At 53.2% G+C, this 13,090-nt stretch carries 10 protein-coding genes; all 10 read right to left on the bottom strand.

What is annotated here, in order from left to right; genetic code table 11:
- Positions 1-201 precede the first annotated feature (201 nt).
- The gene (locus MKY86_RS07120) at positions 202-1,446 is read right to left on the bottom strand and encodes an MFS transporter (RefSeq protein ID WP_340826670.1); all 1,245 of its coding nucleotides are present in this window, start codon (positions 1,444-1,446) and stop codon (positions 202-204) included.
- 158 nt (positions 1,447-1,604) lie between these two features.
- Positions 1,605-3,317, bottom strand: coding sequence for a phosphoenolpyruvate--protein phosphotransferase (gene ptsP / locus MKY86_RS07115; RefSeq protein ID WP_076082687.1), 1,713 nt, complete (start codon positions 3,315-3,317; stop codon positions 1,605-1,607).
- On the bottom strand, positions 3,310-3,585 hold the full coding sequence (locus MKY86_RS07110) for an HPr family phosphocarrier protein (RefSeq protein WP_036696683.1): 276 nt from the start codon (positions 3,583-3,585) through the stop codon (positions 3,310-3,312). Before MKY86_RS07110 ends, ptsP begins: the two co-directional genes overlap by 8 nt.
- Positions 3,586-3,685: 100 nt before the next feature.
- Positions 3,686-5,743, bottom strand: a complete 2,058-nt coding sequence (ptsG, locus tag MKY86_RS07105) for a glucose-specific PTS transporter subunit IIBC (protein ID WP_076082685.1) — start codon at positions 5,741-5,743, stop codon at positions 3,686-3,688.
- A gap of 252 nt (positions 5,744-5,995) precedes the next feature.
- Positions 5,996-6,859, bottom strand: a complete 864-nt coding sequence (gene glcT / locus MKY86_RS07100; RefSeq protein WP_036722556.1) for a glucose PTS transporter transcription antiterminator GlcT — start codon at positions 6,857-6,859, stop codon at positions 5,996-5,998.
- 145 nt (positions 6,860-7,004) lie between these two features.
- Complete coding sequence (locus MKY86_RS07095) at positions 7,005-8,624, bottom strand: hypothetical protein (protein WP_076082683.1); 1,620 nt, start codon at positions 8,622-8,624, stop codon at positions 7,005-7,007.
- Positions 8,617-9,324, bottom strand: a complete 708-nt coding sequence (locus MKY86_RS07090) for an ABC transporter ATP-binding protein (protein ID WP_076082681.1) — start codon at positions 9,322-9,324, stop codon at positions 8,617-8,619. The genes MKY86_RS07095 and MKY86_RS07090 overlap by 8 nt, the downstream gene beginning before the upstream one ends.
- A 116-nt stretch (positions 9,325-9,440) precedes the next feature.
- A complete protein-coding gene (locus tag MKY86_RS07085; protein WP_076082737.1) occupies positions 9,441-11,024 on the bottom strand; it encodes a flotillin family protein in 1,584 nt (527 codons plus the stop codon).
- Positions 11,024-11,560, bottom strand: a complete 537-nt coding sequence (locus MKY86_RS07080) for a protease (protein ID WP_076082679.1) — start codon at positions 11,558-11,560, stop codon at positions 11,024-11,026. Before MKY86_RS07080 ends, MKY86_RS07085 begins: the two co-directional genes overlap by 1 nt.
- A 178-nt stretch (positions 11,561-11,738) precedes the next feature.
- The gene (locus MKY86_RS07075; RefSeq protein WP_036722565.1) at positions 11,739-12,902 is read right to left on the bottom strand and encodes an iron-containing alcohol dehydrogenase; all 1,164 of its coding nucleotides are present in this window, start codon (positions 12,900-12,902) and stop codon (positions 11,739-11,741) included.
- Between the last annotated feature and the right edge of the window lie 188 nt (positions 12,903-13,090).

The following is a 13,090-nucleotide window of genomic DNA, read 5'->3' as shown; positions in this document are numbered from 1 at the left end:
CTATGTCCACATTCTCCTTAACTAATACTTTGTACTTGCACAGCTCTGCAAGCGGATGACGCCAGAATTGCTACATAGGGTTCATTATATAATATGTAACACTATGTTCACAGGTCTGGGTTAAGGGTTGAATTGTGTCACCGGATATATCCTATATCGGCATGGATCGCCGGGGAATTAAGCTAATGAAGTTCCAAAACATCATGACCGCTTCCGCAGCACCCTGCCATATAACGCAATCACAGGTACCAGCAGGAAGCCCGCCGACAGCAGCGAAGCTCTGATAGAGATCCGGCTGCCGATATAACCTACAACCGGACCGCCTGCGCTCTGGCCCAGGGCATCGGACTGGCTGATCATCGACAAGAGCGTAGCCCGGTTCTGGGATGGCAGCTTCGTGTTCAGCCAGGTGGTATAGATCGGGTCGCTGACCGAAGCAACCACCCCCAGGAGCAGTACCGCCCCGATCGCCCAGTAGAAATTAGGCGCAAGCGCCACCAGTATAATGCAGCCAGCACGGACGGAGGTCAGGAGGAACAAGGCGGCCGCTACTTGACGTTCCTTTTGCAAATCAATGATTGTCCCGGCCATATAGACAGCCAGCACACCCAGCAGAGTCGTCGCCGCACTGATCAGCCCGAAGCCGGCCGCCATCGAGACTCCAATCTCCGGGAACCCGACTTCGTTCATAAGAAAGACTGGCCATAGGCGATCATATCCTTCAGACGCAGCACCGCTGAATAAAGTTACAACCGTCAGCAGCAGGAGCAGCGGATGATGCCTCAGGATAGAGATGCCGCTGACCCAGGTCTTGCCCAGCTCACGGATAGCGGAGGAATGCGGCGCACGCTCCCGGCGTATGAACCCCGTCTCCTTCATGTGCCGGATCAATATGAACCCCAGGACGAAATAGATGACTCCACCCGCCAGAAAAGGGAGATTAGACGCAACCAGGGATAATCCTACGCTGACCGCAATGCCTAGCAGAGAGGCGCTTAAAGAGAAGATTTTGGAGCGCATAAAGATTCTTCCAGCCTGCTCCTCCTCAAGCTCATCCATGATCCATGCGGTATCCGCTCCGCTCAGGAAGGTCCAGCCGATCCCGTACAGCATCTGGGAGATCAGCAGCCAGCCGAAGGCAGGCAACAGGGAAGCCGGATGCATGATCCAGACAATACTCCCTTCGAGGACAAAGGCACTTCCCAGAACGAACACGGCAATAATGACGGACAGTCTGCGGCTATAGGTATCAGCGACCACTCCGGTGATTCCCTCGAACACAAGCACCGTTATCTCCAGCACCGTTCCAATCAGCACAAGCTGAAGCGGATTCAGCTTAAGGTCAACTACATAATAAATACTGTAGGTTGTGAATATCGTACTGGCGGCAAGCGACAACATAAACACATGGATCAAATAAATCTGTGAAGCACTGAATCTCTGCAAAATGGTTCCACCCTCCGAAAGTAATGGACACATTATATAAAATAACGCCCGGGCGGGCGGTTCCAGATTTGCTGAAATTCAAATAACCGCAAAAAAAAGCCCCCTGTAAAGGGGGCCGGAAAGTAGTTGGAGTTATTAACCAATGCTTGAGTAAAGAATTAATTCACGCGGGACTGCACCAGTGCGGCTACTTCCTCGGCCGTGCCGAGCTGCAGAGCCTGGGCAGCCATTTCCTTCATGTCGGCCGCAGACAGCTTCGAGATCTGGCTGCGTGCTGGCAGGATGGAGGTAGCGCTCATGCTGAATTCATCGAGGCCAAGACCGAGCAGCAGAGGAATAGCTGTGGCATCCCCCGCCATTTCTCCGCACATCCCGGTCCACTTGCCTTCGGCGTGTGCAGCATCAATGACGATTTTGACCAGTCGCAGAATTGCCGGGTTGTATGGCTGATACAGGTAGGCTACCTGTTCATTCATACGGTCCGCAGCCATTGTATATTGGATAAGATCGTTGGTTCCGATACTGAAGAAATCCACTTCCTTGGCGAACTGATCCGCCAGTACAGCCGTCGAAGGAATCTCTACCATGATGCCCAGCTGGATGCTGTCGGACACTTCTTTGCCTTCTTCACGCAGCTTGGCCTTCTCTTCCAGCAGCAGATCACGGGCTGCACGGAATTCACCAAGGGTAGCGATCATCGGGAACATAATGCGCAGGTCGCCGTGGGCACTTGCTCTGAGCAAGGCACGCAGCTGGGTGCGGAAGATATCCTGACGGTCCAGACAGAGACGGATCGCACGGTAGCCGAGGAACGGGTTCATTTCCTTCGGCAGCTCCAGATAAGGCAGCTCCTTGTCTCCGCCGATATCCAGCGTACGCACTACAACCGGCTTGCCTTGCATATTCTCAAGCACGGTCTTGTAGGCATTATACTGGATCTCTTCGGAAGGCAGCTTGTCGCGGCCCATATAGAGGAACTCGGTGCGGTACAGACCTACACCTTCGCCGCCGTTCTCAATAACGCCAGTCACATCATTCGGTGTCCCGATGTTGGCTGCCAGCTCTACATGCTTGCCGTCGGCAGATACCGTTGGCTCGTCGCGGAGCTTTTTCCATTCAGCAATCTGAAGATTGTAAGCTTCCTGCTTCGCTGTATACTCGGCTACCTCAGCTTCGGAAGGGTTAATCAGCACATCGCCGCTCAGACCATCCACGATAACCAGATCGCCTGCTTTGACCAGGGACATCACGTTCTTCGTGCCCACAACCGCCGGAATCTCCAGGGAACGGGCCATAATGGCCGAATGGGAAGTCCGTCCGCCGATATTGGTGGTGAAGCCTTTGACGAAGTTGCGGTTAAGCTGTGCTGTATCCGATGGCGTCAGATCCAGGGCAATAACAATAACCTCTTCACTGATCTCAGCCGGGCTCACATAGTGAATGCCAAGCAGATGGTTCAGCACACGTTTGGTTACGTCACGCATATCTGCTGCACGTTCCTGCAGGTAAGCGCTCTTCATGTTCTGGAACATTTCCACGAATTGATTAGCTACTTCATTCAGTGCGTAGTCCGCATTTACCGATTCCTCACGGATTTTGTCCATTACAGGGGTAATGAGCTCAGGATCATCAAGGATCAGCAGATGTGATTCGAAAATCTCCGCCTTCTTCTCGCCAAGCTCAGCCAGGGTACGCTCTTTGATGGTCTGAAGTTCGCCTCTGGATTTGTCCAGGGCGTCCTTCAGCTTCGCAAGCTCAGCGTCCACATCCGTGACCGCTGTTTTGGTAATGGTATAGTCCGGGTGTTCCAGGATAAAGGCACGGGCTACTGCAATACCTGCGGAAGCCGCGATTCCTGAAATTTTATTCATGAACTTCTCCCAGCCCTTCTTTAACCATAACCTCCTGCAACGCGTTCAGTGCTTCTGCTTCTTCACTGCCTTCAGTAATAAGAGTCAGGGTATCTCCTGCTTCAAGGCCCAGGGAGAGAACGCCCAGGATGGATTTAAGGGTAACTTTTTTGCCTTTAGCTTCTGCAAAAGCTTCAGTGCCTTTGAATTTTGTAGCTGTATTTACCAGCGCTGTTGCCGGGCGTGCGTGAATTCCGTCTTCGTCAATAATTCTGAAAGTTGTTTGCATAATATAATCCAACTCGCTTTCTGTTAATTTGGGATGGTGAATTATAGTGAAGGCTTGCGCTCCCCTTCATTATAATGGAAGCGCTTCGCCATTGCACATTTTACTGAATGGTGATGATATCCTTGTCACCGATGGCTACTCTGCCCGGTTTCTTCAAGGTAACGGAGGAGCCTTCCGGCAGGTTGGAGAAGATGACCGGAGAGATGACAGAAGGTGCATTCGCCTTCACATACTCCATATCCACTTCCATAATCGGCTGTCCGGCAGCTACCAGATCGCCTTCCTCCACCAGAACCGTGAAGCCCTGGCCCTTAAGCTTAACGGTGTTGACCCCGATATGCACAAGGACTTCCTTGCCGCCGTCTGACATGATGCCAATGGCGTGCTTACTAGGGAACACGTTGAATACCTTGCCGTATACCGGCGAAGCAATCTTGCCGTCTTCCGACAGGAAGGCGAAGCCGTCACCGGTCATTTTCTGCGAGAAGACCGCATCAGGAACCTCTGTAATATCCATCAGCTGGCCGTTTACCGGAGACACGATATCCTCAGGGATAATAGCATCGCCCTGCTCGCCGGCCTGTTGTTCAAGCTCCGGCTTCGGAGCAGCAGGGGCTGCAACCGGTGTTCGGCCGTTCATCACATCCTGAATCTGTGACTTGATCGTGTCCGAACGTGTGCCGAAGATCGCTTGTACGTTGTTGCCCACTTCAAGAACACCAGAAGCACCAAGCTTCTTAAGACGGTTCTTGTCTACGCCCGCTTTGTCCTTCACTTCGACCCGCAGACGCGTGATACAGGCATCCAGGTGGGTGATGTTCTCTTTGCCGCCCAAGGCGGACAGAATGTTGCGCGGCAGATCGTCGCCTGTCTTGGACACACTCTCCAAGCTTACCTCATCCTCATCCTCGGAGGCATCCTCACGGCCGGGAGTCTTCAGGTTGAACTTACGGATGACGAAGCGGAACCCGAAGTAATAGATCACGGCCAATACCAGACCTACCGGGATAACCAGCCACCAGGCGGTACGGTTCGGAATGACGCCGAACAGCACATAGTCGATGAACCCGCCGGAGAAGGTCATGCCGATTTTGACATCCAAGAGGTGCATGGTCATGAAGGACAAGCCTGCGAATACAGCATGGACGGCGAACAGCAGCGGAGCTACGAACAGGAATGAGAATTCCAGCGGCTCCGTAATCCCTGTCAGGAACGAAGTCAGCGCAGCCGAAATCATCAAGCTTCCGACAATCCGTCTGTTCTCAGGCTTCGACTCATGGTAGATCGCAAGTGCCGCTGCCGGAAGACCGAACATCATGAACGGATATTTACCGGTTGTAAATGTACCCGCTGTGAACTCCACACCGTCACGAAGCTGCTGCATGAAGATCCGCTGGTCACCTCGGACCAGATCGCCGGCCTTGTCAATATAGCTTCCGAATTCATACCAGAACGGTGAATAGAAGATATGGTGCAGGCCGAACGGAATTAGGGAGCGCTCGATGACCCCGAAGATAAAGGCCGACAGCGTCAGGTTGGTATTAATCATACTCTGTGACACATAGTTCAGACCGTGCTGGATCGGCGGCCACACAATCGTGAGCGCAAGACCGAGCATCAGGGAGGTCACTGCCGTCATAATCGGTACGAAACGTTTACCCGCGAAGAAGCCCAGATATGACGGCAATTCTATACGGAAGAACCTTTTGTACATGGATGCGGCCAATATCCCGACCAGGATACCACCGAAGACCCCGGTTTGCAAGGTGGGAATCCCCAGCACACTGGAATACGAGAAATCCTTCCAGGTCAGCACGTAAGCATTGACACCGACTACCGTACCCATGGTTACGTTCATCACCAGGAAGCCGATAATCGCTGCCAGCCCGGCCACGCCTTCACCTCCGGCCAGCCCGATAGCTACGCCGACTGCAAAGAGCAGGGACAGGTTATCGAATACGATTTGCCCGGAGTTCATTAGTACCGTGGCAATGGCCTGTACGATATTATTCTCCAGGGCAGGCACGTATTGCAGGAAGTCCGGATTCACCAGCATGTTCCCGATTCCAAGCAGCAGGCCCGCTGCAGGCAGAATGGCAACAGGAAGCATTAGCGCTTTACCGACTCTCTGCAGAACGCCAAATAATTTTTTAAACATTCAAGGTCACTTCCTAATCCTTAATTTCTGTCAACAGAAGCCAAAAAAGGCATGAGCAATACAGCACATGGATTGCCACACTAACGCTAACGTTAGCGTACCCCAAGTTGGGGCAGGACAACCATAATACTGTAAATCACTCATGCCTGATCGTATCAGTTACACGTTGGTATTCTGCTTCTGTTTCATAACAGGGATCATTGTAGCACCATTGATTTGAAGTTGCAAGCCCCAAAATCGCCTAAAGCCGGTCTACTCCTCCAGCTCCGGCTCATCTTCCTTCTTCTGGGCAATACGCTGCAGATGAATCGTCAGATAGCTGACCTCGGCCGGATATACCGGAATGCGCACCCGCTGCTCAATCACCTTCGTCAGCTTCCAGGCAAGCATGTACATCTCGGGATACTCCCGCTTCATTAGTCCATCCAGGGACGAGGTCTCGCGCACAGTCTCTCCCCGGCGCAGACGTTCCAGAACGAACCGCAAATGGGTCACCAGCCTTGAATAGTCCAGAGAATCCCGCGGAATGCGGTATTCCAGGCTATCCTCCACCAGTCCCACCATGTCCCCGATGAGCTCGGAATGCTGCTTCACCTCAGAGATATGGCGGTTGCTAAGCGCACTGACAATATGCAAGGCCACGAAGCCGATCTCATCCGGCGGCAGCGTCACTTTCATCGCCTCATTGATCCGCTCCACCGCATATTCCGCCAGACTGTATTCCTCCGGATAAATCTCCCGGGTCTCGTATAGAAACGGATTATGAATAGCCATATGCTGCTCGCTTCTGCGGATCGCAAAGGAAATATGGTCGGTAAGGGCAATATGGATATGCTCATTCAGCGTCTGGCGGCTGCTCTGCATAATATGCAGCACAATCTCCTGGACCACCTCAATCAGCTTCTCATCTACCTGCGGCACCAGCTGCTTGTATTGCTCCTGCTCCTCCTGGCTGCGCAGAATGAACATCTTCTCTACGGAGGACAGATTGATCCGGTCCCTCGTTTTACGGTTGAAGCCGATCCCCTTGCCAATCACCACAACCTCGGCATATTGGGGATGCTCGGCAATGATAACGTTATTATTAAGCACCTTGCCCACGGTAATGCTGCTCACTTGCGACACCTCTTTTACTTCTGAATCCTGATCTATTCCAGCAGCACGATACATGTTTCAACGTGTGATTCGTTCCCTTAAGCTCCTATCATAACATCAAGAATCCCAAATTAGAAGGGTGCCGCAAACCGCCCGCGGGCTCCATTCATTTCACCCGAAACGTCCGGCCTGAGAACCTGTATACCATGATAAGCGCAGCCAGCATATACACCACAGCAGAAAGCACTACGATCACGGCAAACATTCCAGGCTCACTCTTGAACTGCATCGCGATGAATCCGACCCCCAGCACCACACTGTTCACAATCGTAAAGAACGGATTCTTCACATTCAGCTCCGTGCTGTAAGGCTGGAAGATGTAGTACATGAACAGATGATGCACCGAGAAGAACAGGGACAGCGCCACAATCGTCACGCAAAAGAGTACGGCATCCCCCGCGCCCCAACTCTCCGCTGACAGCACCAATAGCAGGTTCACCGCCAGGCAGATCGCGGCAGCCGGGATCAGATTAAGCACGCTGATACGCAGCAGCCGGATACGGAAGTTGCTTAGAATCGCCGATTGTTCACGGTAGAATCCGTAGCGCAGCAGGCTGAGATCACAGTTATAGAACATCGCCTTGCAGAGGCGTTCGCCAATGGACGTGTAGTTCATAATGATCAGGAAGGTCGGCAACGCGGTAATCAGATAATGAGTCAGTTTGGTAAAAGCGGATTGTGACAACAGCATCGTCAGCAAAGCAGCGGCAAAGAGCGATCCAATAATAACCAGCCGCCGTTGAATCGGACTGGTGATCAGCCGCCGGTGACGTGAGAAAAAGATTGCATTCAGGTAAGCGTACCCGCTTTTCCCCTCGAACTTCTCTTGATTCTGTTGTTCCGCCGAGTAGTGCTGATCTTGGGTGGCCACATCCTTCACCCGTGCTTCTTTCATCATCCGTCCCATGTCGAGCAGCGGATCATCGATTTTGGTGACGGCATCGACGGCATTCGTATAGTCCTTATAACGGGCGATATAGACCGCACTTAAGGTTCCCAGCACCAGCACGCCAAGCACCACAGGCAGATTGAACAGCATTCCGCTCTCTACTACCGCAAATCCGGGGAGCAACGGAAGATAGGCCAGCAGATAGCCAGCGCCGATGGCGGTCCAGATCCAGCTTGTTTTTTTGACAATAACGATGCCGTAGCGGTCATACACCCACAGATGCAGCGCCTCGCAAGCCGTACGCCAGAACGTCAGCAGCAGCGTAAGAACCGCCCCATGCCACAGCGGAGCACCGAGGAGATTCCCGAAGACCAGCATCGCCGGAATAAAAGTAACCAGAAAGCTGATCCCTCGCAGAGTCAGTGTGGTCCGCATATACCGCTCTGCCGGCAGCCTCATCAGCTTCACGAATATGTATTTATCCCGCTTCGGCTCCAGAATAACCGCGCTGGAAACCCCGGCCGTAAGGAAGCTTATACATAGCAGCATCTGCAAATAAAGCTGGTACTGAACAGAAAGGGATAAGGTGATATCATTACCGATGAACTTCAACGGCAGATAGATCATGATCCCAAGATAAGCGAACTTCGTCACAAAGGCCATAAGTACCTTGAGGATATGCACGATAACAGATAAGATCCGCTTCAGCGTGGTTTCCGAGTAGACCGAGGCCGGGATCAGCTTGCCCAGCACAGGGAGCTTACGGGCATAGAACATCAGCCGGTTAGCGCCGGACATCCCCCGCACTTCCAGAATCGCCTTCAGCGTCCTAATCATGATCCTCATCCTTCAGCAGGGCAATAATCTGCTCTTCAAATTCCGGACTGTGCAGGGTCTCCGCCGGAATCTCCCGCAGTGTACCGTTATTCAGAATAACCAGCTCATCGCAGAGATCGGCGGCCAGCTGCAGAATATGAGTGGAGAAAATAATGATATGATCCTGCTTCATCTCCCGCAACAGCTTCTTGATCTCCAGTGCCACTACCACATCGAACGAGGTTAACGGCTCATCCAGCAGGATCAGCGGCGGACGGGAGATGATAAAGCACAGCATCTGAATTTTGTTCTTCATCCCGTGGGAATAGCCCTTGATTAGACGGTGCCTGTCCGCCTCCTCGAAACGGATGATATCGAAATATTCCTCGATGGTCCGGTCCGCTTGTATCTTCCCCTTATTGATGTCCATGTAGAACTTCACAAACTCATAACCGGTCAGGAAGTCAGGCAGAATCGGCAAGGAGAAGACGTAGCCGATCTCCTCCTCAAGCAGCGGAAGACTCACCTCATCTCTCCGCAGAAAAGCCCCGCCGCTATCCATTTGGATCTCCCCGCTCAGGCAGTTGAATAGCGAGGTTTTGCCGGCCCCGTTGCGGCCCAGCAGACCGTATATCTTGCCTTGCTCGAAGGTGAAGTCAATTCCCTTCAGCACCTCTCTGCCGTCAAAGCTCTTGCGTATATTATCCAGTATAAGCTCCATGCCTCTGCCTCCGTTTCAGCGTGAAAGATAAGGAATCTCTGTTTCGCGGATCACTTACAAAAAAGGTATGGCTGGCGTTACTACTGCCTGCCATACCTTGGTGGCTTGCTCTGCTCTTATCCTTCAGGGTGTTCTGAAGGTTCCACCGGTTGTGCCGGAGTGACCGGAGCAGCCGGGGCCGGTCTGGTGACGACAGAGGTGATTGGCGCAGCTGTATGTCTCACCATGTCCTTAGGCTCCGTCTTGCCCTTGGTCAGCCCTTTGATCAGCGCCTCGACGTCAATACCGGACACGCTTTTGAGCATCTCAGGGGCTGTGGACATCAGTTGGGTCACATAATTACTGACCCGCGCAGCTCCTTCACCGTTGCCGGTATCCACCACAGTCAGCTTGTCGATAGACGCCAGCGGCTCGGCAATCTTCCCGGCCAGCTCAGGCAGCATTTTGACGATAATATCGAGAACCGCCGCTTCGCCGAATTTCTGGAAGGCTTCTGCCAGCTTCTCCTTGGCTTCCGCTTCGGCCAGACCGCGCAGACGGATAACTTCGGACTCTGCTTTACCTTTGGCCAGCTCTGCATCCGCGATCGCCTGACCTTCCAGCCGCTTCTGCTCGGACGTAGCCTGAGCCTGCTTCTCGATACTATACTGCAGGGCGTCGGCTTCACGCATGCGCTTGGCCTTGTCGGCTTCCGCCGCCTGCTCTACCGCATAACGGTCTGCTTCCGCTTTCTTCTTCACTTCAGCATCATACTGCTTCTCACGCACCTGAATTTCCTTCGCCTGGATATCAATCTCGCGTTCCTTGCGGACCAGCTCGACCTTCATCTGCTCTTCCACCACGGTCTGCTTGGCACGCGCCTCCTGAATGTGGTACGCCTGGTCGGCTTCCGCCTTGGCAGTATCCTGATCGCGTTTGAACGCTGCGACCTTGAGCTGGTTCTCCTTCGATGCTTCGGCGATGTTGGTATCCCGCAGCAGCTCCGCCTTCTGCCCCTGCTCCTCGGCATTGGCCTTCTGAATCCGCGCGTCACGGACAGCTTCCGCTTCCGCAATCTCAGCATCCCGCTTCACTGCGGCAATCCGCGGTTTACCCAGCGCTTCCAGGTATCCGTGCTTATCGCGTACGTCCTTGATGGTAAATGAGACAATCTGGAGTCCCATCTTCTTGAGGTCACGGGCGGCAACCCCCTGAACCTCCTGGGCGAAGCGGTCCCGGTTGCGGTAGACCTCTTCTACGGTCATCGTACCAAGAATCGCCCGCAGATGTCCTTCCAGCACTTCCTGCGCTTCACTCTTCAGGGATTCAATCGGCTTGCCCATGAACTGCTCGGCTGCCGTTGCCACATCTTCCGTGGAGCTGCCTACCTTGATGATGGCGACCCCGTCGGCAATGACCGGCACGCCTTGCTCCGTATAGACCTCCGGGGTCGTCACATCGAGCTTATGGGAGAGCAGAGACATGAACTCCGCTTTCTGGAAGACAGGCAGAATGAACGCACCGCCGCCGCGGACGATTTTGATTTTGCGGCCGGAGCCATCATCTGATATATGATTGTTGCCCAGGAAGGAACCGGTGACGATCATGCCTTCATCCGGGCCAACCGTCTTGTAACGCGCCCAGAAGGCGAGTCCGAGGACAAGCAGTACAGCGATTACTATCGCAGGTATAAATAGGGATTCTGGAATATTTTCTAGCATCATAAGTCCACTCCTTTTCTCTCTTCGAATTCAGACACAAGTGCTACACCCTCACGTACCTCAACTACTACAACCTTGATTCCGGCCGGCAGTGCATGCTGCTCGAAGCTGGCCGCCGTATGCAGGCTGTTGCCTGCACCGAACTTCACCATAATCTCACCGTAGCCTGTGCCGGGAACCGGGACGGTAACCTCACCGATTCTCCCCGGCAGTTCACTCATGGAGAAGCCGTTCGACATTTCGCTGTTCCTCATTGGCTTCACTACCACCAAATGCATCAATACGCCCATGAATGCCGCTATCAGCAGGGACAAGGCAAGAATCACGCCATCTTCCAGTCCGCTGTAGCGGCCCAGCAGCATGCCTGCTCCACCGAATACAGTGATCCCTCCTGCCAATAGGGTAGGATTCAGGAAATCAAAGGATACGATGTCAAAAATCCCGTCCAGAGCGCTCCCGATCAGGTCGCCCAACACTACACTCACTAAGGCAAATAAAATACCCAGCGCCAAACAGCCCAAATACAGCGTTTGCATTATAGTCTCCTCCCGTCGATACTTCCGGACTGTCATACTAGTATAAACGCAACTGTCATGCCCTTGGTTTCACAAAGTTGGGTATTGCTCTCATTAATGTATGCCGGAAGCGGGAAAATTAACAGACCAAAGAAGCCGCCCCCTTAGACGGGAAGCGGCTATACTGTCGATGGCTGACTTACAAAGCCAGCTTATAAATTTCAACTACGTCCTGACGCTCCAGCTTGCGGAAGTTGCCGAACGGACCGAAGCGGACCGCCTTGTCGGCCATGCTGCCGATTTCGCTGTCGTCGATATCGTAATCGCCAAGCGTCTTCGGAGCGCCAATGGAATCCCAGAAGCGGCGGAGCGCTTCAATGCCTTCGAGGCCGGTCTGTTCATCGGTTTTGCCGGAAGGGTCAATGCCGAACACATTCACAGCCAGCTGGCGGAAGCGGGCAGGATTCGTGCTGAGGTTATATCTCATCCACTGCGGGAAGAGAATTGCCAGGCCGCCGCCGTGGGGAATATCATACACAGCGGATACAGCATGCTCAATGTTGTGCGTAGCCCAGTCACCAGCAAAGCCCATGCTGACCATTCCGTTCAGCGCCATCGTCCCGCAGTACATAATAGTCTCGCGAAGCTCGTAGTTGTTCAGATCCTCAATCAGCTTAGGAGCCGTCTCAATCACGGTACGAAGCAGAGTCTCCAAGAAGCCGTCCTGTAAAGGCGTATTGCTGTCTGTATGGAAATAATGCTCCAGCGTATGGGACATGATGTCCACCATACCGTACACCGTCTGGTCGCGCGGCAGGGAGAAGGTGTTCTCCGGGTCAAGGATCGAGAAGGCCGGATAGGCATGGATGCTGCCCCAGCCCATTTTCTCCTGGGTCACTTCGTTGGTGATGACCGAGCCGTTGTTCATTTCGGAGCCGGTGGCTGCCATTGTCAGCACGGTTCCCAGCGGAAGCGCACCTTGAGGTGCGGCCTTGCGTTCTACGAAGTCCCACATATCCCCTTCATATTTCGCTCCGACGGCCACCGCCTTGGCACAATCGAGCACACTGCCGCCGCCGACGGCAAGAATCAGGTCAATCTGATTCTCACGGCACAACGCTACACCTTTATGTACCGTTGAGAGACGAGGATTCGGCTCCACTCCGGCAAGCTCGGTAACTACGGCACCAACCGCAGCCAGCTCGGCAATGACGTTATCGTACAAGCCGCTGCGCTTGATGCTGCCGCCGCCGTACATCAGCAGTACATTCTTACCGTATTTCGGCACCTCGGTACGGAGTGCCTGCAATGTTCCCTGTCCGAAAATAAGCTTGGTCGGGTTATAAAATTCAAACTTGCGCATATGGGTAAACCTCCATGAGTATGTGAATGTGAAGCACCTGTCTATTATAGTCCTCCAGCTTAGCGCATTCAAATCGCACAGCTCTCTATTTTGGATTAGAATCAACGTGAGCACTTGGGTGGACGCCTTCCTTAAAAAACAACAAAAAAAATCGCTCATTTGATGAAATGGAGGGACCACCCAGCCAT

It is taken from the genome of Paenibacillus sp. FSL R7-0333 (genome assembly GCF_038000365.1).
Lineage (GTDB): Bacteria > Bacillota > Bacilli > Paenibacillales > Paenibacillaceae > Paenibacillus_AQ > Paenibacillus_AQ silagei.
The sequence above is the reverse complement of the archived record's forward strand: the minus strand, read 5'-3'. Positions and strand labels throughout refer to the sequence as shown.